Origin of the sequence: Streptomyces sp. JJ66 (genome assembly GCF_019303495.1) — a bacterium.
Taxonomy (GTDB): Bacteria; Actinomycetota; Actinomycetes; order Streptomycetales; family Streptomycetaceae; genus Streptomyces.
This window is the reverse complement of sequence record NZ_JAEVFI010000038.1, coordinates 1-23848: the sequence shown is the minus strand read 5'-3', so window position 1 is coordinate 23848 and position 23848 is coordinate 1. Positions and strand designations below refer to the sequence as shown.

The following is a 23848-nucleotide window of genomic DNA, read 5'->3' as shown; positions in this document are numbered from 1 at the left end:
CGATGGCGCCAGCCGGGCGTGGGCGCCGCCCGGCCGGGCGGCGTGGTCCTGCCCGCGCCGCGCTCCCGGGACCGGCCGCGCCCACCCGCACGGATCGCCGCGCGCCCCCGGCCCGCCCCATGCCCCGGACCGCAGTGCCGTGGGGTGCGCGCCGCCGTCTCCGAGGCCCGGCCGCCTACGCTGTCCTCGTGTACGACGAGAAACTCCGCGCCGCCCTGGACGCCCGGCTGGACGGCCTGCCGCCACGGCAGGCCACCGCAGCGGTCGAGCGGCTGATCGCCAGCTACCGGGGCGCGACGCCGACCCACGCGCCGGTGCTGCGCGACCGCGCCGACGCCGTGGCCTACGCGGCGTACCGCATGCCCGCCACGCACGCCGCCGCCTCGGCCGCGCTGCGCGCGCTCGCGCTGCGGCTGCCCGGCTGGGCCCCGGCCACGCACACCGACCTCGGCGGCGGCACCGGAGCGGCCACCTGGGCGACGGCGGGGACGTGGCCGGGTGCGTGCGCGAGCACCGTCGTGGACTGGGCCGAGCCCGCGCTCGCGCTCGGCGCCGAGCTGGCCGGGGACGCGCTGTCCGGCGTCACCTGGCGCCAGTCCCGGCTCGGCGCCGCCGCCGAGGTGCCGGACGCCGATCTGGTCACCGTCTCCTACGTGCTGGGCGAGCTGACGGAGGCCGACCGCAGCGCCGTGCTGGACGCCGCGGCCCGCTCCGGGCAGGCCGTGGTGATCGTCGAACCGGGCACCCCGGAGGGCTACCTGCGGGTGAGGGCCGCCCGGGAACAGCTGACCGCCGCCGGGCTGCGGGTGCTCGCGCCGTGCCCGCACAGCGCCGCGTGCCCCATCGTGCCCGGTGCGGACTGGTGCCACTTCGCCGCCCGCGTGCCCCGCTCCGCCCTGCACCGCCGGGTCAAGGGCGGCACGCTGGGACACGAGGACGAGAAGTTCTCCTACGTCGCGGCCGGCCGCCCGGCGCTGGCCGACGCGGCCGGGCAGCGCGCGTCCTCCCGCGTCGTGCGGCACCCGCAGCTCCGCAAGGGCCACGTCCTGCTGGACCTGTGCACACCGGCCGACGGGCTGGCCCGCACCACCGTGACCAAGCGCGACCGCGACGCCTACCGGGCCGCCCGCGCCGCCACCTGGGGCCAGGAGTGGCCGCCCGCCGGGGAGGAGTGAGACCACTGGGGCGGGGTGTCAGCCGCGCAGCTCCGCCGTCACGCACTTGACGCTGCCGCCGCCCTTCAGCAGCTCCGTCAGGTCCACCGGCACCGGCTCGTAGCCGCGCTGCCGCAGCGGTTCGAACAGGCCGGTCGCCGCTTGCGGCAGCAGCACGTGGTGACCGTCGCTGACGGCGTTGAGGCCCAGCGCCAGCGCGTCGGCCTCCTCGGCGATGACCGCGTCCGGGAAGAGCCGCGCGAGGGCGGCCCGGCTGCCGGGGGAGAAGGCCGGGGGGTAGTACATGACCTCGGTGTCACTCGCGTCGTCCAGAACGCACAGCGCGGTGTCGAGGTGGTAGAAGCGCGGGTCCACCAGGTCCAGACCGATGACCGGGCGGCCGAAGAACTCCTGCGCCTCGGGGTGAGAGAGCGCGCTACTGCGGAAACCCCGCCCGGCCAGCAGCCAGTTCGCGGTGACGGCGAAGTCACCCTCGCCCTCGTTGACGTGCTCCGGTTCGCGGATCTCGGGGTAGCCGTGCGTCGCGTACCAGGCGCGGTGGGCGGCCGCCTCCGGGGTGCGCTCGGGATGCGCGAACCGGGCGCCGAGCACCCGTCCGTCCACGACGAGCGCCCCGTTGGCCGCGTAGACCATGTCGGGCAGCTGCGGGTTTGGCGTCAGCTCCTCGACGGTGTGGCCGAGGGTGCGGTAGCGGGCCCGCAACTGCTCCCACTGGGCGACGGCGAGCGGCAGGTCCACGGGTTTGCCCGGGTCCATCCAGGGGTTGATGGAGTAGGTGACACGGAAGTGCACGGGTGGGCACATCAGGAAGCGCCGGGCTGCGTACAACGAGAGCTCCTCACGGGGTCGCCGTGGACAGGTGTGCCCATGGTCCTCCGTGCGGAGCTCTCGCGCAGTGATTCGTTCGGGTGATTCACCCCCGTGACTCCCGCAGCTTGCGCAGCAGTTCCCGCTTGGCCGCCATCGGGTCCTGCGGGCTGCCCGAGGCGCCGCGTCCCCGGCCGCTGCCGGACAGGTCCCGGCGCGAGAGGTGCCGGCGGGTGCCGCCGACGCCGAGCGGGTTGCCGCCGCGTCCCTTGCTGCTCATGAGCGGACCTCCTTGTGGTCGTGCGTGGTCGTTCTCGGTCGTACGTGCTCGTCTCCCACCCGGCTGGGGCGGGAGAGGAGATACCCCCGAGTGTGCAACGATACGTATCGTCTCGTCAAGACGGTTCGTCTCGTCTTTTCCTTGGTAGGTTCGGTACATGGCCACGAAGAACCCGCAGCGTCCCGCCCCGCGCGGTGCCCGCACCCCCGACGCGTCCCGCCGCAGCGAGCGCTCCCGCCGCGCGATCCTGGAAGCGAGCCTGGAGCTGATCGGCGAGGTCGGCTACCACAAGCTCACCATCGAGGCCATCGCCTCCCGGGCTGGCGTCGGCAAGCAGACCATCTACCGCTGGTGGCCCTCCAAGGCCGCCGTCCTGCTCGACGCGTTCACCGCCCGCACCGAGGACGCCGACTACGACGCCGGGCTGCCGGACACCGGAGACCTCGCCGCTGACCTCAAGTCCGTCCTGCGCGCCACGGTGGACGAGTTCAACGACCCCGCCTTCGAGGCCCCCTACCGCGCGCTCGCGGTGGCCGGGGCAGCCGACGCCGACCTGTCCCGGGAGGTCGTCGCACGCCTCGACGAGCCGGGCCACGCCGTGTACCTGAAGCGGCTGCGGGCGGCGCAGGAGGCCGGGCAGATCAGGTCCGACGTCGATCTGCGACTGGCCGTTGACCTGCTGCTCGCGCCGTTCTTCCAGCGCTGGCTCACCCGCACGGGCGACCTTACCCACGCCTTCACCGACGCCCTGGTTGACCTCGTGCTCGCAGGTCTGCGCCCTCGCGCCTGACCCGTCCGCCCCCGCTTGCCGCCCGGGCACACCCGGTGTCCGCGACCGCCGATTCCCGGCCGGGCCCCTGCGTTCCGTATCCTCGGGGAACTCGGCAGTGCGACTCAGCGGAGCGCGCGGGCGCCCGGGCGGCGAAGGAGAGCGGATGGAACGGGAAAGCAGGTTCTCCGGCTGGTTGCGCCGACGCAGCAGAAACGCCGACGGCAGGGCCGCCCAGGCGGCGCAGGCCCGCGAGGACCTGCTGCTGGGCGCCGCCGCCGCCGGTTTCCCCCTCGCCCCGGCCGCGCACCCCGAGGGCTACGGCTGTTCCTGTGACCGCATCGGCTGCCCCACCCCGGCCCGGCACCCGGTCTCCTTCGCCTGGCGGACGCAGGCGACCACCGAACCCGAGCAGGTGGCGCGCTGGGCCGCCAGCCGCCCCCAGGCCAACTTCGTCGCCGCCACCGGCCTCACCCACGACGTGCTCGACGTGCCGTTCGCCGCCGGGCAGCAAGCACTGGAACGCCTGGAGCGTGACGGGGTGGAGACCGGCCCGGTCGCGGTGCTCGGTGCCGAGCGCATGCTGTTCTTCAGCGCCACCCGGGGCACGCCCGAGGACGAGGACGAGTGGTGGCCCTGCGAGCTGGACTGCCACCCCGAGACGATGGACGAGCACCCCGGCCTGCGCTGGCACTGCCGGGGCAGCTACGTCCTGGTGCCGCCGTCGCGCCTGCCGGAGGCCGAGGTGAGCTGGGTGCGCGCCCCCGAACGCCCCCTGCCCGACCCGCTGACCCTGCTGGAGGCGCTGACCGACGCCTGCGCCGCCCACGCCGAGCAGCAGTCCGGCCACGACTTCCACGACGCCCACGGCCCGGCCCCCTGGCCCGCCCGCTGACGCCCGGGCGCCCGCGTCCTGCCTGCTGCCGCGTCCTGCGCGCCCGGCCTGATCCCTGATCCCTGACGCAGGCGAGTGGCGTGGGGGAGAGAGGCCCGCGAGCTTCCGCCGGGGCGGCGCGCGCGAGTCGCGTGGCGCGTGGCCTACTCGCCCTTCGCGGAGATGAGGCCGCTGTCCTGGTACAGGAACGAGACGCGTTCGTCTTCGCCCTCGGCTGCCTCGGCCGGGGGCACGTCCACCAGCTGCGTGTACAGGTACGACGTCGTCAGCGACTGCTTCGGCTCACCCTCCAGCAGCGGTCGCATCAGCTCCGGGACCTCAGGCGTGATTCCCTCGGCCATCGTCTTGCGGGTGTGCTGGTGCACGGTGAAGAACACCCACGCGCTCCCGTCCTCGACGGCCAGGCCCAGCGCGGGGAAGCGCTCCGGGTCGGCCGGGCTGTCCGACCACTGGTGCCGCGCGGTCGCCGTGCTGGCCGAGTCCGCCCGCGTCTCGCGACGGCCCGTGGTGGCCGCACCGTCCGCGAAGACCTCACCCGCGCCCTCCCCGTCCTGGAGGTAAGCGGTGTAAGCCTTGCCCAGCTCACCGGGGTCGAGCAGCAACTCCTCGCCCTCGCCGCCGCGCAGCGCCTCCACGTAGCCGTCCGCGTCCGTGGTGAACTCCGGGATGTCCGCGGGCGTGACGGTGGCCCGGTAGGCGGCCTTCCACTCCTCGTCGATCGCGTCCCGGCTGAACACCAGCAGCCAGTGCGTCTCGGCGTCGCCCACGCGCACGCCGGTGTCGGCCACGAAGAACTTCGGCCACGCCGCCTGCCGGGGTATGTGAAAGGCCGGGTCGGTGAACTCGAACGGGGTGTGGTTCTGGTCGCCGTCCGGCGCGAGAGCCTGGTGCGCGGTGAGCGAGGACCGCTGGATCTCGCCGAGCGCCGCCCGGCTGACCTGGCCGACGCGGTCCGGGTCGTACGCGGCCTGCGCCTCGTTGGTGACCTCGGCGTACTCCTGGAGCACGCGCTCGGCCTCCTGCGGCGTGGTGGCCGGAACAAGCGCGGTCTCCCCGTGCACCGTCACGCAGCCGGTCAGCCCCCACAGCGTCGCGGCCAGTGCTACCGCCGTGGCTGTCGCCCGCACCCGCGCCCTCATCCCCGTTGCCTCCCCGAGCCCCCGGTTGCCCTCTTCGCAGGGCGCACCCTACCCGGCACCGGCGCCACCGCCGCCGCTCGGGTGCGACGGCGGTGGGGCGGGGAGCGAGGCGGAGGCGCTGGGCAGGGCCGCGGGGGCAGGACGCGAGCCCGCCGTACCCGGCGGACTCAGGGCAGCGTGAGGACCTCCGCGCCCGTCGGCGTCACCACCAGGGTGTGCTCGAACTGGGCGGTGCGCTTGCGGTCCTTGGTGACGACCGTCCAGCCGTCCTCCCACATGTCCCACTCGTGCGTGCCGAGCGTCAGCATGGGCTCGATGGTGAACGTCATGCCCGGCTGCATCACCGTCGTCGCGCGCGGGTCGTCGTAGTGCGGGATGATCAGGCCGGAGTGGAACGCGCTGTTGATGCCGTGACCGGTGAAGTCGCGCACGACGCCGTAGCCGAAGCGCTGCGCGTAGGACTCGATGACGCGGCCGATGATGTTGATCTGCCGCCCCGGCCGCACGGCCTTGATCGCCCGGTTCAGCGCTTCCCGGGTGCGCTCCACGAGCTGGCGCGAGGTGTCGTCCACCTCCCCGCACAGGAAGGTGGCGTTCGTGTCCCCGTGCACGCCGCCGAGGTAGGCGGTGACATCGAGGTTCACGATGTCACCGTCGCGCAGCACCGTGGAGTCCGGGATGCCGTGGCAGATCACCTCGTTGACGGAGGTGCACAGCGACTTGGGGAACGCCCGGTAGCCGAGCGTGGAGGGGTAGGCGCCGTGGTCGCACAGGTAGGCGTGCGCGACCTCGTCCAGCTTGTCCGTCGTCACGCCCGGGGCGATGTGGGCGGCTGCCTCGGCGAGCGCCCGGGCGGCGACGCGCCCCGCCGCGCGCATGCGCTCGACCGTCTCCGCGTCCTGCACCTCGGGCCCGGTGTACGGCGTGGGCGCTTCCTTGCCCACGTACTCCGGACGCGGGATCGACGCGGGCACCGTACGGCGCGGGGACTGGGTTCCGGGGACGAGCAGCGACTGGCCAGACATGCCCGCGATTCTAGCCGTGGTAGCTCCGGCGCTGGTGGGGCAGCATGACGAACATGGCTCTCTTCAAGCGCAGGACCCCGGGCAGACCAGGCGAATGGTACTACTGCCTCAAACACGGCACCGTCGAGGAAGGCCCGCAGTGCCGCGCGGCCGACCGCTTCGGCCCGTACGCCACCCGCGAGGAGGCCGCCCACGCCATGACGACGGTGCGCGAGCGCAACGAGGAGTGGCGCGAGGCCGAGGAACGCTGGACCGGCGAACCCCCCGACGACCCCCCGGACCACCGCTCCCGTTAGGGCGACGGACCGCCGCTCGCCGGGCGCGGACCGCCATCCGGGCCGCGCGCCGCCTACTGGGCGGTAAGCAGCGGGCGCGGTGGCCTGGCAGGATCGGGGCATGACATCGACAGCGAAGAAGGACCCGTGGGAGCTGCCGGACGTGAGTGCGCTCACCGTCGGCGTGCTGGGCGGCACCGGGGACCAGGGCCGGGGGCTGGCCTACCGGCTGGCGAAGGCCGGGCAGCGGGTGGTCATCGGCTCCCGGGCCGCCGAGCGGGCGCGGGCGGCGGCGGAGGAGCTGGGCCACGGCGTGACGGGCACGGACAACGCCGGGTGCGCGGCGGGCAGCGACATCGTCATCGTCGCCGTCCCCTGGGCGGGCCACGCCGCCACGCTGGAGGCCCTGCGCGAGCCGCTGGCCGGGAAACTGGTCGTGGACTGCGTCAACCCGCTCGGCTTCGACAAGAAAGGCGCCTACGCGCTGAAGCCCGAGGAGGGCAGCGCGGCCGAGCAGGCCGCCGCGCTGCTGCCAGACTCGCGCGTGACGGCGGCCTTCCACCACCTGTCCGCCGTGCTGCTCCAGGACCCGCGGATCGAGAAGATCGACACCGACGTCATGGTGCTCGGCGAGGTGCGCGCGGACTGCGAGATCGTCCAGGCCCTCGCGGGCCGCGTCCCCGGCATGCGGGGCGTCTTCGCGGGCCGCCTGCGCAACGCCCACCAGGTGGAGTCCCTGGTGGCCAACCTGATCTCCGTCAACCGCCGCTACACGGCCCACGCGGGGGTGCGGCTCACCGACGTCTGACCGGCGTCCAGGGCGGCGCGGGGCGTGGGGGACAATGGAGGCGTATCACCACCGTCCACCCGTGAACGGGAGCCACCCCCATGCCCCGCATCGCCCTGTACGCCCTCGCCGTCTGCGTGCTCGCCACGGCCGCCGCCGTGGTGTCGTTCGTCCACGGCAGCTTCCTCGGCGTGGTGTGGATTCTGATGCTCGGCGTCGCCTCGAACATCGCCTGGTTCCACTGGCGCAAGCACCGCGCCGACCAGGCGGCGGCGCAGCACCCCCGCTCCTGAGCGTTCCCGCACCCACCGCTCAGGCGACCGTGGCGCAGATCGTGCCGCTGCCGCCGTGGATTTCCCAGGCGTAGTCCTCACCGCAGTTGCCGACGGTGCCGGCCCCGACGCTCGTGATCCGCATGACGAAGTCGTACGCGACCGGTACCTTGCTCGCGGCGCAGTCCCAGACGGTCATCAGGTTCGCCGCCTTCGGCCTCCGGTCCTTCGCGTTGGCGAGGAAGCACTGGCCCGTCCGGAACTGCCGCTCCAGGCACAGCACGGTGCGCGTGAGGTCGTCGTTCCGGTGCGACCAGGAGGTGCGTCCGCCAGCTGACTCACACCGGTCGGAGCCCGCCACCTCGGTGACCCGCACGTACGCGGTCAGCCAGCCGCACGGCACGGTGCTCGGCGTCTTCTCGCTCCACTTGCCGAAGCCGTCGTCGTGGACGGTGAGGCAGTCGCCGCGACGTACCGCCGCGAACGCCTTGTCCGCAGGGTCTGGCTCTGGTGGCGGCGGAGTGTAGCTGTCGCCGATCGATCCGTAGCCGCCACCGGTGCCGCGCCCGCCGGTGAGGGTGTGGGGGGAGCGCGACGGGCTCGGGTGGTCGTTCCGTCCAGGACTCAGCGTGTACTGACTCGGTGGGGTGTGGGCAGGGAACGATGAGCTGCGCGGACTCGCGTTGTCGTGTCCCTCGGGGAACAGCCCCTTCTCCCGGGCGAACGCCATGCCGCCGATGGCGGCGGCGAGCAGCAGCATGGCCCCGGCGAAACTGGCAACCGCCCGCAGCGCCTCGCGTCTGCGCTCCGCCGCCCTTCGCTTGCGCTCCGCTTCCCTTCGCTTGCGCTCCGCTTCCTCGCGTCTGCGCTCCGCCTCCTTCTCCTTGCGCTGCTGTTCCGCCATGCGTAACTGTTCCCGCCGGATCGCCTCCTCGCGTTCGCGCTGCACGCGCGCCTCCCGAGCCCGCTCCTGCCCGCGCCTCTCCTCCTCCTTCTGCCGCACGCGCTCCCGCAACTCCTTCTGCCGACGCCGCAAGATCTCCGCGACCTGCCCGAGCCTGTCTGGAGAATGCGGGACTCTGCCGGTGCCCCGCAGTTGTGTGTACGCCTCGCGCAGTTGCGTGTAGGGGCGGGTGGGCGCTGCCGACAGCACCTGGGTGAGAAGGCGTTCCGTCGCTGTCTGGCTGCTGGGAGCGGTTTCCCGCAGACGTTGGCCCTCGGCCTCGTACGCATCGATCAGTGCCCTCCAGCGCGGTGGCAGCCACCGTGCACCGTCACCCGGAAGAACGAGCCGGTCCAACTCCGCGCACATCGTGTGAAGTTTGGGACGTGCGGTGTGCTCGGCAGCCAGACAGGGGCGGATCAGCGGGGCCAGCTCCCGGGGCATCCCCTTGAGCGTGAGGTCGTTGTTGGCCACCAGGGCGCGCAGTTGGAGTAGGTGTTCGGTGTCGCGGTAAGGCGGGCGCCCCACGGCCAGGTAGAAGAGCGTCGCACCCAGGGAGTAGACGTCCGATGCCGTGGTGCTCGGCTCACCGCGCGCCTGCTCCGGTGCGCTGAACGCGAGGGTACCGAGCGTCAGGGTGGTCTGGGTGAGGTCGTACGCGTGGGAGATGCCGAAGTCGATGAGGCGCGGACCCGTCGCGGGCAGCAGGACGTTCTGTGGCTTCACATCCCGGTGGATGACGCCCTCGTCGTGCAAGGCGATCAGGGCCCGGGCGACGCCGACCGCCACCCAGCGTACGGCGGCGGCTGACAACGTTCCCTGGGTGTCCACGAGTTCGGAGAGCGGGGGCGCCGCTATGTAGTCGACGGCCATCCACGGGCGGACGTCTGTGAGCCCCGCGCCGCGGACGCGGGCCGTGTGCACGCTGTCCACCCGGCGGGCCAGTTCCACCTCACGCGCGAACCGCCTGCGATCGCTGGGGCTGACCGTGCCCTTGGTGATCGGCGTCTTGACCGCGACGAGGTGACCGCCTTCGCCGGGCCTGGCGGATCGCCCGAGATAGATCCGCCCCATTCCGCCGGAGGCGATCCGGCGCTCGATGCGGTACGCGCCGAGCTGTCGTGGGTCGTCGGGACCGAGTGGCAGCAGCCGGGTACCGGTCATCCTGTCCCCCTTTCGGGTGCGCTGGTAGGTCGGGCCGTGCCGGATCGGTCGCCACTCCGCCGGCCGGTGCGGATTCCGGGTGCGTGCGGTCACGCGGACGCCGGAGGCGCGCGTGCTGAACGGTGTGCGAGCGTGCCGCGCCCGGTCGCCCGGGGCGGTGGCGCTGAGTTCCTTGATCGCGGGTTCTGGCGCTCGGCTAGCGCTGGCAGGAAGCGATGAGCAGGAACAGCAGGAGGCATGCCAGGCCGAACAGGGGGACGCAGCCGAGGGAGTTCGGGTTCTTCCGGTTGATCTCCACGCTGCCGCCCGGGATCATCCGGGGGTGCCGGTCGGCGTAGTGGGCGACCGCGAGGTCCTCCACCTCGGACTCGGTGGCCCACCGGGTGGTGAAGCCGCATTCACCGCATCGGTAGCGGTACGCCATGTCATCAACTCCTCGATGCCGCACCTGCGAGGGCGCGGAACGTGCGATAGGGCGGGGTGTGAGAGCGAGGGTGCAGTCGGGAGGTCTTGGAGAACAGGTCAAGAGACCGGCCACGGTGTCACCGGCCCTATACGGCCGGACCGAGCCGGACCGAGCCGGACCGAGCCGGACCGAGCCGGATCGGCTCAGGTCGAGCCGGATTGGGCCGCCTGCCGGTGCTCGGGTGTGGCGGACGCCCCGCGAAATCCCCTGCGTCCCGCGGGGCGTCCCTCCCCGCCCGGTGGCGGGCGGGGAGCGCGGCGAGGTGTCAGGACCGCTTCGGTGCGTCCTCGCACAGTGCCGTGTCCAGCAGTTCGTCCCGCTGCCTGAGCGGCGTGTTGATGCCGAACATCGCGTTGGTCACCACCGACGCGAAGCGGCCGTCCTTGGTCACTAGGGTCTGCGTCATGTAGCCGGGAAGGCCGCCGTCGTGCCCCCAGGCGACGGTGCCGCAGGACAGTCTCACCTCGGCGATGCCCAGGCCGTAGCCGAAGGCGCTGCCGGGCTCGGGCTTCCAGACCTTCTCCATCTCCGCCAGGCCAGCCGGTGAGAGCACCTGGCCCGAGGTCAGCGCACGGTAGAAGGCCGTGATGTCCTCCAGCGTCGAGATGATCGCTCCGGCGCTGCTGTAGAGCGATGGATCGTAGGAGAGCGCCGAAACCCAGAGGTTCAGACCGCCGACCCGGATACCGTGGTACCCGTTGACGGCCGGGCTGGGCAGCTGGCGTTCACCCGGGGCGGGGAAGACGGTGCGCCGCAGGCCGAGCGGCTCGATGACGCGACCGGTAACGGCCTGGTGGACCTTCCGTCCGGTCAGCTTCTCGATGAGCATGCCGAGGACGAGGTAGTTGGTGTTGGAGTAGCTGAACTTGGCGCCGGGTGCGCCGGCTGGTGGGCTCTTGAGACCCTTGCGTACCGAGGCGGCCAGGTCGTATGTCCCGTCCGGGTTGGCCTCGGGGGTTGCGGCGAGCGGGTGCGGGTTGTAGGCGCCCAGGCCGCTGGTCTGCTGGAGCAGCTGACGGACGGTGATGCGGGTGCCGTCGTAGCCGTTGCCGGTGACGACGCCGGGGAGGTAGTCGTCGATTGCCGCGTCCAGCGACACCGCGCCCTCGTCCACGAGTTGCAGCACCACTACCGCGGTGAAGGTCTTGGTCTGGCTGCCGATGCGGAAGTGCTCGTCGGACTGGATGGGCCGCTTGGTGTGGATCGTGCCGGTGCCGACGGACAGGGTCCAGGCGTCGTCACCGTTCCCGGCGTGGATGGCCGCGCCCGGGCCGGCCGCGGCCTGGAACCTCTCCAGCGCCGCGCGCGTGGCCGCGTGCTCCTCCTCCGCGATCGTCCGGAGCTGGGCCGCCGCCGGGAGGCCCGGCAGGGCTAGCACCATCGCGCACACGGCGGCGATGACGACGGGAAGCTTCGTCTTGTTCCACTGGTGTGCCATGGTGGTGGCTTCTCCTCGATGCGCGGGTGGCGTGGGTCAGTTGGTCGCGGCAGCCGCGAAGGCGGCTTCCAGGCGCGGTACGTAGTCGGCGAACGCCGGAGCCCAGCAGCCGTAGTTGTGGCCGCCGTTACAGGTGGGAGCAAGGGACTTCCCGTCGCCGTAGTCCACCAGGCGGCTGGGGATGTTCAGCCGGTCAAGACGGGATGTGACGGTGCGGGCCGCCCGCGCGGTGTGCGCGTCGATGACATCCCCGTCGCCGGTGTAGAGGGTGACCGAGGTGTTCGCGAGCCTGGCCAGGTTGGCCGGGGCCGCGGGATCGTAGGCGCGCCAGAGGCGGTCGGCGCCGAACACTGGGTAGGGCGAGCCGAAGATGGCGTCGCTGTCAACGTACGGGCCGTAGTCTGGGCATCCGCTCGCGCTGCTCACCGCGCACCAGGCGCCCGGCAGGTTCAGTTCGGTGGCGAGGACCGTCGCGCGGATCTCCGCCATGCCGAAGTCGAGGCCACCGGAGAGCGCGGCGACGTGGCCGAAGAGCTCGGGCCGGGCCTGGGCGTAGTGCAGGGCGCCGGAGCCGCCCATGGACAGACCGGTGACCGCCCGGTGCGCGCGGTCGGGCACGGTGCGCAGGTTGGCGTCGATGAAGGGGACGACCTGATCCAGGTGGAATGTCTCCCAGTTGGCCGCCTTCAGCGCGGTGTTCTGCATCTTCCAGTTCGCGTACCAGCCCTTGCGACCGCCGTCCGGAACGACGGTGATCATCTTGTCGGAGCGCAGGGCGGGGGCGGCGGCAGCGTCGTTCACGCTGCCGCCGCCCCCGTGCAGGAAGTACGCGACCGGCCAGCGCTTGTGCGGCTTCGCGGCGTAGCCGCTGGGAAGGAACACGCGGATCTGGTGCGGGCCGGATACCTGCGGTGTGGTGATGGTGAGGGTGAAGTCGGTGCCGGAGTGCACCTCGGTCGGCTGGGCGACCTTGAGGCCGAATCCGTCGGCGAAGTCGGGGACGGCGGGGACGGCGGAGGCGTCCGCCCGGGCGGCCGGGCCGCTGAGCGCGGTGAGTGCCAGCGCGGTCGCGAGTGCCGCACCAAGGGTGCGCAGGTGACGCGGAATGGTGGGTCCCATCCGGGAGTCCTCCTTCGGGTGACGAACCGGCGGGGGCCACCGGTTTCGCTGTCACGATGGCGGTCACGCGGCTTGGGGAACAGGCCAGCCGACCGGCCATGCGTGACCGGTCGTCACGCTAGGCTCAGGGCTGCCGTATCCGTGTGCCGGGGGGAGCCCGAATGACGGACCAACCAGGCGCGCTGCTGCGCCAGTTGCGCAAGCGCGCCCGCCTCACTCAGGAGCAGCTGGCGGAGCGGTCCTCGGTGAGTGTGCGCACCATCCGCCGGCTGGAGACCGGCCAGTCCACCGACCACCGGGTGAAGACCCTGCACCTGCTGGCGGACGCTCTGGAGGCCGGGCCGGAGGAGCGGCGCCGCCTCACCGACACCCTGGACCGGACACCGCTGGCCCCCGCGCCTGACCCGGTGGCCGCGCCCGGGCCGGTCCCCGCCGCCGTTCCCGGGCCGCCGCCCCCGCCGGTCGCGGGTTCCGCCCCGCCCGCCGCCGTCCCGCCCGCGCCCGCGTGGCCTGCTCCCGCACCGCCGCCGGCCCTCGACGACGTGCTCACCGGCGCGGCCGACGCGTTGGCCCGGGAGGTCCGGCGGCGTCTGCGGCGCGAGGAGGAACAGCGCCGGGTCCACGATCCGTTCCCGCTTCCGGTGTGCTGGCGGCCAGCGCCCGCCTCCCTGGTGGACCACCCCGAGAACGTCCAGCGGCTGGAGCCGGGCGCCACCGCCGTGGGCGTGGACCTGAGCGGCGATGTGCGCAGGGTGGCCGAGACCTACCGGCGTATCAGGTCCGGGCGGTTGGTGATACTGGGCCGGGCGGGCTCGGGGAAGTCGGTGCTCGCCGTCCGCTTCGCCCTCGACCTCCTCGCGGTACGGGCGTCGGCCGATCCGGTGCCGGTGATCGTCAGCCTCGGCTCGTGGGACCCGGCCGCCACCACCGTGCGGGACCTTCTGGTGGGCCGGCTGCTACGGGACCATCCCCATCTGTCCCGCCGGGACGCCCGGGGAACGACGCAGGCCGCCGCACTGGTGGACGCCGACCTGATCCTGCCGGTCCTGGACGGGTTCGACGAGATGGCGCAGGGGCTGCGCGGCGCGGGGCTGGACGCGCTGAACGACACCTCGTGGCCGTTGGTCCTGACCAGCCGCCGGCCCGAGTACGAGCAGGTGGTCACCTCGACCCGGGCACCCCTGGTGTGGGCCGCGGGCATCGAACTGGCCGACCTCACCGTCGATGATCTCGCGGCCTACCTGCCCCGCACCGTGCGACCCGTCCCCCACGACACCCCCCGCGCCACGGGAGTATGGGACGAGGTCCTGGACGCTGTGCGAACCGGTCACGCCCCCGGGGCCGCCCGCCTCGCCGAGGTGCTGCGCACTCCGCTGATGGTGATCCTCGCCCGGACGATGTACAGCGAGGCCCCCGGCCGCGCCCCGGCCGAACTGCTCGACACCACACGCTTCCCCACCACGAGTGACCTGGAGGAACATCTGCTGGCAGGCTTCGTGCCGACGGTCTACCGGCCGCGTCCGCCCGAGCGGTCCGAGGACGGGCGGCGGCCGCGGGACTGGGGCACCGAGCGTGCCCAGCGCTGGCTGGGCTACCTCGCCCACAGCCTCAGCCAGGGGGAGGGCGGCCGCCAGGACCTTGCCTGGTGGCGGCTCAGCCGCGGGCTTCCGACGGGAATCCGCGTCCTGCACGTCACCCTGACCTCCGCCCTGTGCATGGCCACAGCGACCTGGCTAGTGGGCCTGGCCACCCAGCTCTGGTCCTCCCCGCACTGGTTCGACCTGGAAGCCGTACTGGTGCAGGGGGCTTTGGTCGGGCTGATCGCCGGGGCGGCCTTCGGGCCCGTCTACGCCACGATGGCCGCTTGGGGCCGGGTCGCCCTCCACCCGTCCCGGGTACGGCTCAGACTGCCCGCCGCTGACCGCCGGGTGGCACGCCGCCCGCTGCGCGCGTTCACCGCCCGGTTCGGCTTCATGCTGCTGGGCGGGGCGGTGCTGGGCACCGGGTACGCCTGGGCGCAAGCTCTGCTCGGCGTCCTCTACCTGGAGTCGTCGCTCTCCGCCCCGGGGGTGCTTCGCGGCGTGCTGATCAACATGCTGGTCTTCTCGCTGATCTTCGGCCTTACGGCCGGACTGGTCTTCGGACTGCTCGCGGCGTTCGAAGCGCCGATGGGCGTCACCGCGGCGGCCACCCCCGTCCGGCTGCTGTCCGCCAACCGCGCGACCGCCGCACACCAGCTGCTCGTCCTCATCCCGGCGGTCACGCTCGGCGTCGGTCTCTGCGGCTTTCTCGTCGTCGCCCTGTTCCAGGACCTCCTCGGGCCGCTGGTGTGGGGGCCGGGGGACGCGGCTCTGCTCGGCGCGGTCGGCGGACTGGGCGGCGCGTCGTCCTACGTGCTGGTCTTCACCGCCTGGGGGCAGTGGCTCACGCTGTCCCGCGTCTGGCTGCCGCTGACGGGCAGGCTGCCCTGGAACACGGTCGCCTTCCTGGAGGACGCCTACCGCCGAGGCGTGCTGCGCCAGACCGGCGCCGTCTACCAGTTCCGCCACATCCGGCTGCAACGCCACCTCGCCCAGACCTACCGGCCCTCCCCGCCGCCGGTGTCCCAGGCGGCGCCGCGCGGCCCGGGACGGACGCGGGTGTAAGCCCCAGCACGCCCGGCACGGACCGCCCGACGGCCGTGCCGGGCGTGCTCCGGCGGTTCGGCGACGCGGCACAAGAGCGCGAAGCCAGACCGGGGCACTAGTGGAACGTGTGCTCCGCGGCCGGGAACGCGCCCTGTGCGACGTCCGCCGCGAACGCCGCCGCCGCGCCGCCGAGCGCGTCCCGCAGCGCCGCGTACTGCTTGACGAAGCGCGGCACCCGCCCGCCCGTCAGGCCCGCCATGTCCGTCCACACCAGAACCTGCGCGTCGCACTCGGGCCCGGCGCCGATGCCGATGGTCGGGATGTGCAGGCAGCGGGTCACCTCGGCGGCCAGCTCGGCGGGCACCAGCTCCAGGACGACGGCGAAGGCACCGGCGTCCTGCGCGGCCTTCGCGTCCCGCAGCAGCCGGTGCGCGTCCTCCTCGCCCCTGCCCTGCACCCGGTAGCCCATGGTGTTGACCGACTGCGGCGTCAGCCCCAGGTGGGACATGACGGGGATACCGGCCGACACCAGCAGCTCGGTCTGGGCGAGTGAGCGCTCGCCGCCCTCCAGCTTGACGGCGCCCACCCCGGCGTCCTTCACCAGCCGGGTCGCGCTGCGCAGCGCCTGCGTCGGGCCCTCCTGGTACGAGCCGAACGGCAGGTCGCCGACGACCAGCGCACGGCGGGTGCCGCGTACGACGGCGGCGGAGAGCATGGCCATCTGGTCGAGGGTCACCGGCACGGTGGTGTCGTAGCCGAGGTGGCAGTTGCCCGCCGAGTCGCCGACGAGCAGGACGGGGATGCCCGTCTCGTCGAAGACGGCGGCGGTCACCGCGTCGTAGGCGGTGAGCATGGGCCACTTCTCGCCGCGCTCCTTGGCGGCGGCGAGATCGCGGACGGTGATGCGTCGGTTCTGGGCTCCGCCGTACAGCGTCGTGCTGGCCTGGCTGCTGTCGGCAGCCGCGTGGGCATGCGTCATGGCACGGGCTCCTGTGGTGTCGTCTCGAAGCGCCCTGACGGCGTCTCCGGATCGCTTCCATGGTGGCACTCCGTCCCGGCGTGGGGAAGGGCCACGGGGGTGCGTCACACCAGCGGGTGGCTGGGCGCCCGAATCGCGCGCCGCCCGGACCGGGTTGGCCGGTGCGGGGTGGATCACATCGGTGCGGAGTGGCCGGTGGCTGGAACTGCGCGGACGCACCCGTTCGTCTGACTCCCTGAGTACGGGCGGCCACGAGGTGCCGTACCGTCGGTCTCTCCAGTCGGCCGGGCGTCCCCGCGAAGACGTGCTTCCATGGCCGGACGGGGAGCCAGCAGGACACCACCGGCAGGCAGTGAGGAACAACGCATGGCACGGGCGTACACGGCGCACGAGACGGACGCGGCGGCGGACGGCGCGGGGGCGCCCGCCGGTCGCCCCAGCGCTGTCGGCGGCGGTGCGGTGCGCGGGTGGCGCGAGCGCCGGTGGCGGGAACGCGGCAGCTTGCGGCGTGGCTGGGTCCTCGCCGCGCTGGCGCTGGTGCTGGCGGCCACGATGGTGCTGCACGCGCGGGTCCCCAACACCGTGGGCAGCCTCGGCAGCCTGCTGGAGACGTTCTTGCCCTGGCTCGGCCTGGGCGTGCCGCTGCTGCTGCTGGGCGCGGTGCTGCGCAAGTCGGCGACGGCGGTGGTGGCGCTCGTCCTGCCCGCCGTGGTGTGGGCCGGGATGTTCGGCGGGCTGGTCACCGACAAGACCGGGGACGGCGGAGACCTCACCGTCGTCACCCACAACGTGGACGCCGACAACCCGGACCCGCAGGGCACCGCACGCCAGCTGGCCGAATCCGGCGCGGACGTGCTCGCGCTGGAGGAGCTGCCCGCCCGGTCCTCACAGGTGTACGAGCGCATCCTGGCGGAGGCGTATCCGCACCGGGAGGTCAAGGGCACGATCGGGGTGTTCAGCAAGTACCCGCTGACCGGTACCGCCCCGGTCGAGCTGGAGATCGGCTGGACGCGGGCGCTGCGCACCACGGTCAACGCACCGGGCGGCCAGGTCGCCGTCTTCGCCGCTCACTTGCCCTCCGTGCGGGTGAAGGTGGAGGCGGGCTTCACCGCGAGCCAGCGGGACGACGCGGCCGAGCAGCTGGGCCGGGCCATCGCCAGCGAGCGGCTGGAGCGCGTGGTGCTGCTCGGCGACCTCAACGGCACCATGAACGACCGCGCCCTCGCCCCGGTGACGGCGCAGATGCGCTCCACCCAGGGCGCGGCCGGAGCCGGGTTCGGCTTCAGCTGGCCAGCCTCGTTCCCGCTGACCCGGATCGACCAGATCATGGTGCGCGGCGTGGAACCGGTCTCCTCCTGGACCCTCCCCGCCACCGGCAGCGACCACCTTCCCCTCGCCGCCTCGGTGACGCTGTAGAGCGCCCCGCGCACCCCGCCCGCGCCTGGGGCAGGCGGGGACGGGCGCGGCCCGTGGGGTGCCAGACGCCGGGCCGCTCACCCCTGCGGCGCCTCGCGCCAGGCGTTGGTGATCGGCAGGCGGCGGTCCTTGCCGAAGCCCTTCGGGGAGATCTTCGTGCCCGGCGGGTACTGCCGCCGCTTGTACTCGGCGGCGTCCGTCATCCGCAGCACCCGCGCCACCAGCTGCGCGTCGTAACCCCGGCGGACGATCTCCTGGGCGCCGAGGTCCCGGTCCACGTACAGCTCCAGCACGGCGTCCAGGGTGTCGTAGTCGGGCAGGGAGTCGGCGTCCAGCTGGCCCGGGCGCAGCTCGGCGCTGGGCGGCTTGGTGATCGAGTTCTCCGGGATCGGCGGCGTGCGGCCGCGCTCGGTGGCGGCGGCGTTGCGCCAGCGGGCGAGGCGGAAGACGGTCGTCTTGTAGAGGTCCTTGATCGGGCCGTAGGCGCCCACCGAGTCGCCGTACAGCGTCGAGTAGCCGCATGCCAGCTCGGACTTGTTGCCCGGGGCGAGCACAATGTGGCCCTCCTCGTTGGACAGCCCCATCAGCAGCGTGCCGCGCAGTCGCGCCTGCAGGTTCTCCTCCGCCAGCCCGGTCAGGCCCAGCGCGCCCAGGTAGGCGTCGAACATCGGCTCGATCGGCACGGTGCGGAAGTTCAGCCCGGTGCGCCGGGCCAGCTCGGCGGCGTCGTCGCGGGAGTGCTGCGAGGAGTAGCGCGAGGGCATCGAGACGCCGTACACGTTCTCCGGGCCGACCGCGTCGCAGGCGAGGGCCGCTGTCAGCGCCGAGTCGATGCCGCCGGACAGGCCGATGAGCACCGAGCGGAAACCGTTCTTCGCGACGTAGGCGCGCAGCCCCACCACCAGCGCGGTGTAGACCTCCTCGTCGTCGCCCAGCCGCTGCGCTTCCGCGCCCGCGACCCGCTCCTCGCAGGCGGGCAGCGGCTCACTGGACAGCACCCGGTGGTCGATGCGCAACCCGTCGTCCACCGTGCCCGAGGGGGGCTGGGCGGCGGCCTCGGGCAGCTGCAGGTCCAGCAGGACGCACCCCTCCGCGAACTGCGGCGCCCGCGCCAGCACCTGACCGTCCGCGCCGACGACGATCGAGTCACCGTCGAAGACCAGCTCGTCCTGGCCGCCGATCATCGCCAGGTAGGCCGTGGTGCAGCCCGCCTCCTGCGCGCGCTTGCGCACCAAGTCCAGCCGGGTGTCGTCCTTGTCCCGCTCGTAGGGCGAGGCGTTGATCGACAGCAGCAGGCCCGCCCCGGCGCTGCGCGCGGCGGGCACCCGGCCGCCGTCCTGCCACAGGTCCTCGCAGATGGCCAGCGCCACGTCCACGCCGTGCAGCCGCACCACCGGCAGCGTGTCGCCGGGGACGAAGTAGCGGAACTCGTCGAAGACGCCGTAGTTCGGCAGGTGGTGCTTGGCGAACGTCAGCACCACCTCACCGCCGTGCAGCACCGCCGCCGCGTTCTGCGGCGCCCCGGCGGGCTGGCCGTAGCGCGGGCTGTGCCGCTCGGCGCGGTCCAGGTAGCCGACGACCACGGGCACCCCGCCCAGGTCCTCCTCGGCCAGCCTGGCGGCTAGCGCCGTCAGCGCGGAGCGGCTGGCGTCCACGAACGAGGCGCGCAGCGCCAGGTCCTCCACCGGGTAGCCGGTCAGCATCATCTCGGGGAAGGCGACCAGGTGCGCGCCCTGCTCCACGGCGTGCCGCGTCCAGCGGACGACCGCCTCGGCGTTGCGGGCGAGGTCCCCTACGGTGGCGTCGGTCTGGTTCAGGGCGAGTCGAAGGTGAGGCACCCCCCCACAGTAACCGTCACTTTGACGCGATGTCCCGCGCGGGGCGCTCCCCGCTGCTCTGGACAGCTCTCGCGGCCCGCAGGATCATGGAAGCAGGAGTATTCCGAGCGGTGCTGGGCAGCCGGAGGTGTGCGGTGGACTGGTGGGTGTGGCTCCTCGTCGCGGTGGCGGTGGTGATCGTGCTGACCGGCCTCACCCTGTGGGTTCAGGCCCGGCGGCGCGGCGGTGGCGTCATCGCCACGCACGACGGCTCCGGGCACGGTTCGGCAGGCAGGAAGGGCGGCAAGTGACGGTGCTGATGCTCGCGACGGAGCTGGCCAAACGGCCGGTGGTCACCCTGGCAGGGGAGGCCGTCGCGCAGGTGAAGGACGTCGTGTACGACAGCGGCGGCGGGCGCGTGGGCGCCTTCACGCTCAGCGGACGCGGCCTGTTCTCCGGGCCGCTGAAACAGGCGCTGCCCTGGTCCGGTGTCACCGGCCTCGGCCACGCCGCGGTGATGATCCCCGACGAGGACGTCTACGAGAACCGCAAGGAGGTCGCCGAACGCTCGGGGCCGGGCGGCGGCGACGTGCTGGGCGTACGCGTGCTGAGCGACGCGGGTGTCGAACTCGGCCGCGTCACCGACGTCGTCATCGAGGTCACCCGGGAGGCCGCCACGGTCGCCGGGTACCAGATCGAGTCCACCGAGGCGCTCGGCCACCACGAGCGCACGGTGTACCTGCCGCTGGCCGAGACGCTGGCCGTCTCCGGCGAGGCGCTGGTCGTCCCCGCGCTCGCCGCCGAGTACGTCGCCGAGGACCTGCCCGGGTTCGAGGACATGGTCCGCGCCTTCCGCACCCGAATGACGGAGTCCTGATGCTGCTTTCCCAGATGGTGGGCCTGTCCGTGATGAGCGCCGCGGACGCCACGACGGTCGGCGTCACCGACGGCGTCGTCATCGACCCCGCCGGGCGTACCGTCGCCGCGCTGCGCCTGAAGAAGACCGGCTCCGGCTCCTACCTGCCGTGGAGCGGCGTCCAGGCGATCGGCCGTGACGCGGTGATGGCCACCTCCGGCGAGGCGCTGCGCGACGTCGAGGGCGACCTGGCCCGGCTGGCCGACGCCTCCAAGGACCTCCTGGGCAAACGCGTCCTGACCGACGCCGGGTTCGACGCGGGCACCGTCCGCGACGTCGATCTCGACCCCGAGACCGGCGCGGTGCTCTCCCTCCACACCACCCAGGCCGAGATCCCCGGCGCGGCCCTGCTCGGCCTCGGCTCCTACGCCGCCGTAGTCCGCGCGTAACCCTCCGCCCGGGGTGGCCCGAAGGACGCTCGCCACCCCGGGCCACGGTGCACGGCCCCGGCCGGGCCTGAGGGTCCGGGGCGGCGCGCGAGCGGGTTCGGGTGGCGTGGCCACGGGTGGCAAGATCGCGAGGTGGCGCACAATGGAGGCGCCGGCGTGGTCGGCGCGTACCGTGGCGGGCCGGGCGCAACACCGGTGAAACACCTCGGTGTGACGATCGGCGTACCCGGCGAGAGCCGATCGGCGGGTCCGGCGGGAGCCAGCGCCGCGCCCCGCAAGCCGAACCGCGAGGATGGGTGGATATGGACAAGCAGCAGGAGTTCGTGCTCCGGACGCTGGAAGAGCGGGACATCCGGTTCGTGCGGCTGTGGTTCACCGACGTGCTCGGGTTCCTGAAGTCCGTCGCCGTCGCGCCCGCCGAGCTGGAGCAGGCGTTCGACGAGGGCATCGGCTTCGACGGGTCCGCGATCGAGGGCTTCGCCCGCGTCTACGAGTCGGACATGATCGCCAAGCCCGCCCCCAGCACGTTCCAGATCCTGCCCTGGCGGGCCGAGGCGCCCGGCACCGCGCGCATGTTCTGCGACATCCTCATGCCGGACGGCTCCCCCTCCTACGCCGACCCGCGCTACGTGCTCAAGCGCATCCTCTCGCGCACCTCCGACCTGGGGTTCACCTTCTACACCCACCCCGAGATCGAGTTCTTCCTGCTCAAGAACAAGCCTGTGGACGGCTCCCGCCCCACCCCGGCGGACGCCTCCGGCTACTTCGACCACACCCCGCAGAACGTCGGCATGGACTTCCGGCGGCAGGCGATCACCATGCTGGAGTCGATGGGCATCTCGGTGGAGTTCTCCCACCACGAGGGCGCCCCGGGCCAGCAGGAGATCGACCTGCGCTACGCCGACGCCCTCGCCACGGCCGACAACATCATGACGTTCCGCCTGGTGATGAAGCAGGTCGCGCTGGAGCAGGGGGTGCAGGCGACGTTCATGCCCAAGCCGTTCTCGGAGTACCCCGGCTCCGGCATGCACACCCACCTGTCCCTGTTCGAGGGCGACCGCAACGCCTTCCACGAGTCGGGCGCGGAGTTCCAGCTGTCCAAGGTGGGGCGGTCGTTCATCGCGGGGCTGCTGCGGCACGCGGGGGAGATCTCCGCCGTCACCAACCAGTGGGTGAACTCCTACAAGCGCATCTGGGGCGGCACCCAGCGCACCGCGGGCGCGGGCGGTGAGGCGCCCTCGTACATCTGCTGGGGCCACAACAACCGCTCGGCGCTGATCCGGGTGCCGATGTACAAGCCGGGCAAGACGGGTTCGACGCGCATCGAGGTGCGCTCGCTGGACTCCGGCGCGAACCCCTACCTGGCCTACGCCGTGCTGCTCGCGGCCGGGCTGAAGGGCATCGAGGAGGGCTACGAGCTGCCCGCGGGCGCCGAGGACGACGTGTGGGCGCTGTCGGACGCCGAACGCCGCGCGCTGGGCATCAAGCCGCTGCCGCAGAACCTGGGCGAGGCCATCGACCTGATGGAGGGCAGCGAACTGGTGGCCGAAACCCTGGGCGAACACGTCTTCGACTTCTTTCTGCGCAACAAGCGCCAGGAGTGGGAGGAGTACCGCTCCGAGGTCACCGCATTCGAACTCCGCAAGTCCCTGCCCGTCCTGTAGTCGCAGGTCAGAGGGGTTTTTGCCTGCCAAGGTGGCCGGGGGCGGCACGCGTTCAGCGCACCGCCCCCGGAGGCTTTCAGGGGAGTGGGGCCGTCTATGGGCCGTCCGGCGTTTGCCCGATCCCCTCGTACATGGCGTCCACGGCACGGCGCGTTCGCCCCTCGCTGCTGGGCATCAGGTGCGTGTACGTACGCAGGGTGAACCCGGGGTCTTTGTGGCCCAGATAGCGACTTAGCGCCTTGACGTTCTCCCCGGCGTCCAGCAGCACCGAGGCGTAGAAGTGCCTGAGCGCGTGCATGCCGTGCTCTCGCGCCGCCTGGTGACGCTCCCCGGGCATCGGCTCCGGAATGACGCCAGCGGTCACGAGGGCGGGCTTCCAGGCGTGCACGTTAAAGTCCGTACGACGCACGGCTCCCTTCCCATCCAGGCGGGTGAACAGTAGCCGCTTCGTCACAGGAGGCCCGTCCTTCCGCAGCCATGGCAACACCACGTCCACGGGCGGGAACGCCGCCATGTGCTCCTTCAGCACGTGCGCCACGCGACCGGGCAGAGGGACGTCACGCTCCTTGTTGCGCTTCGGAGGTCCGAACACCAGGTGGCCGTTGGCTACCTTCACCTGACAGGTGACGTGCAACCAACCGGTTTCGAGCCCGACCGCATCGACGGTCAGACCGAAGATTTCTCCCTGCCGAAGTCCGCAGCCGCCCCCGACATCGACCATCGCCCGGTATCGATCCGGTAGAGCCGCTCGAACGGCGAAGGTGCGCTCAGTTGTCCACGGCACCACACGCCCAGGTGCGGGCGACGGGGCACGGACCGAACGAGCCTGGCAGGGGTTCTCTCGCATGTACTTGTCATCAACGGCCGCGTTGAGCAACGCCGAGACGCTGCCGAAGATGATGCGGCGATACGACGATGCCGGTACAGCACGTTCCAACTCACTCAGCCACTCCCGGATGTGCTCAGGCTGAAACGAGCCGAGCGGCCGTGCACCCAGGTACGGGATCGCGTGTCGCCTGATCTGGACGACGACCGATGCGCGCGTCGTCGCGTCCGTGGTCTGCGACTTCAGCCACTTCTCGGCGTACTGCCGGAAGGTGGACCGACTCGTCTTCGGGTCCACGTACTGTCCGCTGTTCATGTCGGCTTCGGTCTTGCTCAGCCACTTCTCGGCAAGCCGCTTCTTGCCGTCCGGGAAGCTCTTGGACTTCTCGGTGCCGTCGGGGCCGATGTAGCGGGCGCGGTAGCGCATGCCGGTGCCGTGGCGGGTGGTTTTGACGCGGCGGGGTGTGCCGTTGGTGTCGGGTTCGGTTTTGAACCAGCGGTCTTGGATGTGGCCTGCCATGGGTGGTGGTCTCCTGTGGGTTGGTGACGCTGCGTGGAAGGGAGGGAGGTAGTGCAGGGGTCGGGAAGCCGTTTCGGCGCCCGTCTGGCGGTCCGGTTCGGGCGCCTCCCTGCCTCCCCGGGGTGCGGGTTTGTACTGTTC

At 72.5% G+C, this 23848-nt stretch carries 23 protein-coding genes; 12 read left to right on the top strand and 11 right to left on the bottom strand.

Translation table 11 applies throughout. The features are described from left to right. Positions 1-188: 188 nt before the first annotated feature. The gene (locus JJV70_RS20930) at positions 189-1175 is read left to right on the top strand and encodes a small ribosomal subunit Rsm22 family protein (protein ID WP_308294938.1); all 987 of its coding nucleotides are present in this window, start codon (positions 189-191) and stop codon (positions 1173-1175) included. Positions 1176-1193: 18 nt separating this feature from the next. Here the strand turns inward: JJV70_RS20930 and ddaH are convergent, their stop codons facing one another. Together ddaH and JJV70_RS20920 are read right to left on the bottom strand one after the other, a co-directional pair. Next, complete coding sequence (gene ddaH, locus JJV70_RS20925) at positions 1194-2003, bottom strand: dimethylargininase (RefSeq protein ID WP_374227325.1); 810 nt, start codon at positions 2001-2003, stop codon at positions 1194-1196. An 85-nt stretch (positions 2004-2088) separates the two neighbouring features. After that, on the bottom strand, positions 2089-2262 hold the full coding sequence (locus JJV70_RS20920; protein ID WP_219049590.1) for a DUF6243 family protein: 174 nt from the start codon (positions 2260-2262) through the stop codon (positions 2089-2091). Between the two features lie 157 nt (positions 2263-2419). On the opposite strand from JJV70_RS20920, the gene JJV70_RS20915 reads away from it, so the two are divergent. Both JJV70_RS20915 and JJV70_RS20910 read left to right on the top strand, forming a co-directional pair. Beyond that, positions 2420-3052, top strand: coding sequence for a TetR/AcrR family transcriptional regulator (locus JJV70_RS20915; RefSeq protein WP_219049589.1), 633 nt, complete (start codon positions 2420-2422; stop codon positions 3050-3052). 145 nt (positions 3053-3197) lie between these two features. Then, positions 3198-3926 (top strand): bifunctional DNA primase/polymerase, encoded by a 729-nt coding sequence (locus JJV70_RS20910; protein WP_219049588.1) that lies wholly within the window; start codon positions 3198-3200, stop codon positions 3924-3926. 143 nt (positions 3927-4069) lie between these two features. On the opposite strand, the gene JJV70_RS20905 is transcribed toward JJV70_RS20910, so the two are convergent. Together JJV70_RS20905 and map are read right to left on the bottom strand one after the other, a co-directional pair. Beyond that, complete coding sequence (locus JJV70_RS20905; protein WP_219049587.1) at positions 4070-5053, bottom strand: hypothetical protein; 984 nt, start codon at positions 5051-5053, stop codon at positions 4070-4072. Positions 5054-5232: 179 nt separating this feature from the next. After that, positions 5233-6090, bottom strand: a complete 858-nt coding sequence (gene map, locus JJV70_RS20900) for a type I methionyl aminopeptidase (RefSeq protein ID WP_219049586.1) — start codon at positions 6088-6090, stop codon at positions 5233-5235. Between the two features lie 53 nt (positions 6091-6143). Between map and JJV70_RS20895 the strand changes: the two genes are divergently transcribed. The 3 genes from JJV70_RS20895 to JJV70_RS20885 all read left to right on the top strand — a co-directional run bounded on the left by JJV70_RS20895 (position 6144) and on the right by JJV70_RS20885 (position 7445). Next, entirely contained in the window at positions 6144-6386 is a 243-nt protein-coding gene (locus JJV70_RS20895; protein ID WP_219049585.1) for a hypothetical protein, read from the top strand. Positions 6387-6486: 100 nt separating this feature from the next. Then, a complete protein-coding gene (gene npdG, locus JJV70_RS20890; RefSeq protein WP_219049584.1) occupies positions 6487-7173 on the top strand; it encodes an NADPH-dependent F420 reductase in 687 nt (228 codons plus the stop codon). A gap of 80 nt (positions 7174-7253) precedes the next feature. Continuing rightward, complete coding sequence (locus JJV70_RS20885) at positions 7254-7445, top strand: hypothetical protein (RefSeq protein ID WP_219049583.1); 192 nt, start codon at positions 7254-7256, stop codon at positions 7443-7445. Between the two features lie 19 nt (positions 7446-7464). On the opposite strand, the gene JJV70_RS20880 is transcribed toward JJV70_RS20885, so the two are convergent. The 4 genes from JJV70_RS20880 to JJV70_RS20865 all read right to left on the bottom strand — a co-directional run bounded on the left by JJV70_RS20880 (position 7465) and on the right by JJV70_RS20865 (position 12554). Continuing rightward, a complete protein-coding gene (locus JJV70_RS20880; protein ID WP_219049582.1) occupies positions 7465-9531 on the bottom strand; it encodes a serine/threonine-protein kinase in 2067 nt (688 codons plus the stop codon). A gap of 196 nt (positions 9532-9727) precedes the next feature. Further along, entirely contained in the window at positions 9728-9955 is a 228-nt protein-coding gene (locus JJV70_RS20875) for a hypothetical protein (RefSeq protein WP_219049581.1), read from the bottom strand. A gap of 307 nt (positions 9956-10262) precedes the next feature. After that, positions 10263-11435, bottom strand: a complete 1173-nt coding sequence (locus tag JJV70_RS20870) for a serine hydrolase (RefSeq protein ID WP_257574316.1) — start codon at positions 11433-11435, stop codon at positions 10263-10265. Between the two features lie 36 nt (positions 11436-11471). Continuing rightward, positions 11472-12554 carry an alpha/beta hydrolase family protein gene (locus tag JJV70_RS20865; RefSeq protein ID WP_219049580.1) on the bottom strand — a complete coding sequence of 361 codons (1083 nt, stop codon included), beginning with the start codon at positions 12552-12554 and terminating at the stop codon, positions 11472-11474. Between the two features lie 161 nt (positions 12555-12715). On the opposite strand from JJV70_RS20865, the gene JJV70_RS20860 reads away from it, so the two are divergent. Continuing rightward, on the top strand, positions 12716-15199 hold the full coding sequence (locus JJV70_RS20860) for a helix-turn-helix transcriptional regulator (protein ID WP_219049579.1): 2484 nt from the start codon (positions 12716-12718) through the stop codon (positions 15197-15199). A gap of 97 nt (positions 15200-15296) precedes the next feature. Here JJV70_RS20860 and panB read toward each other — a convergent pair whose 3' ends face one another. Beyond that, positions 15297-16160 (bottom strand): 3-methyl-2-oxobutanoate hydroxymethyltransferase, encoded by an 864-nt coding sequence (panB, locus tag JJV70_RS20855; protein WP_219049578.1) that lies wholly within the window; start codon positions 16158-16160, stop codon positions 15297-15299. 366 nt (positions 16161-16526) lie between these two features. Between panB and JJV70_RS20850 the strand changes: the two genes are divergently transcribed. Next, complete coding sequence (locus tag JJV70_RS20850) at positions 16527-17576, top strand: endonuclease/exonuclease/phosphatase family protein (protein ID WP_219049577.1); 1050 nt, start codon at positions 16527-16529, stop codon at positions 17574-17576. A gap of 77 nt (positions 17577-17653) precedes the next feature. Here JJV70_RS20850 and JJV70_RS20845 read toward each other — a convergent pair whose 3' ends face one another. After that, positions 17654-19414 (bottom strand): NAD+ synthase, encoded by a 1761-nt coding sequence (locus tag JJV70_RS20845; protein WP_219049576.1) that lies wholly within the window; start codon positions 19412-19414, stop codon positions 17654-17656. 29 nt (positions 19415-19443) lie between these two features. On the opposite strand from JJV70_RS20845, the gene JJV70_RS20840 reads away from it, so the two are divergent. From JJV70_RS20840 to glnA, 4 genes are all read left to right on the top strand, one after another. Continuing rightward, positions 19444-19704, top strand: coding sequence for a hypothetical protein (locus JJV70_RS20840; RefSeq protein WP_257574315.1), 261 nt, complete (start codon positions 19444-19446; stop codon positions 19702-19704). Continuing rightward, positions 19701-20270: a PRC-barrel domain-containing protein gene (locus JJV70_RS20835; protein WP_219049575.1), complete on the top strand. Its 570-nt coding sequence runs from the start codon at positions 19701-19703 to the stop codon at positions 20268-20270. Before JJV70_RS20840 ends, JJV70_RS20835 begins: the two co-directional genes overlap by 4 nt. Further along, positions 20270-20698 (top strand): PRC-barrel domain-containing protein, encoded by a 429-nt coding sequence (locus JJV70_RS20830; RefSeq protein WP_219049574.1) that lies wholly within the window; start codon positions 20270-20272, stop codon positions 20696-20698. Before JJV70_RS20835 ends, JJV70_RS20830 begins: the two co-directional genes overlap by 1 nt. Positions 20699-21000: 302 nt before the next feature. Further along, entirely contained in the window at positions 21001-22362 is a 1362-nt protein-coding gene (gene glnA / locus JJV70_RS20825) for a type I glutamate--ammonia ligase (RefSeq protein WP_219049573.1), read from the top strand. A gap of 94 nt (positions 22363-22456) precedes the next feature. Here the strand turns inward: glnA and JJV70_RS20820 are convergent, their stop codons facing one another. Further along, a complete protein-coding gene (locus JJV70_RS20820) occupies positions 22457-23707 on the bottom strand; it encodes a site-specific integrase (protein WP_219049572.1) in 1251 nt (416 codons plus the stop codon). Positions 23708-23848 lie beyond the last annotated feature (141 nt).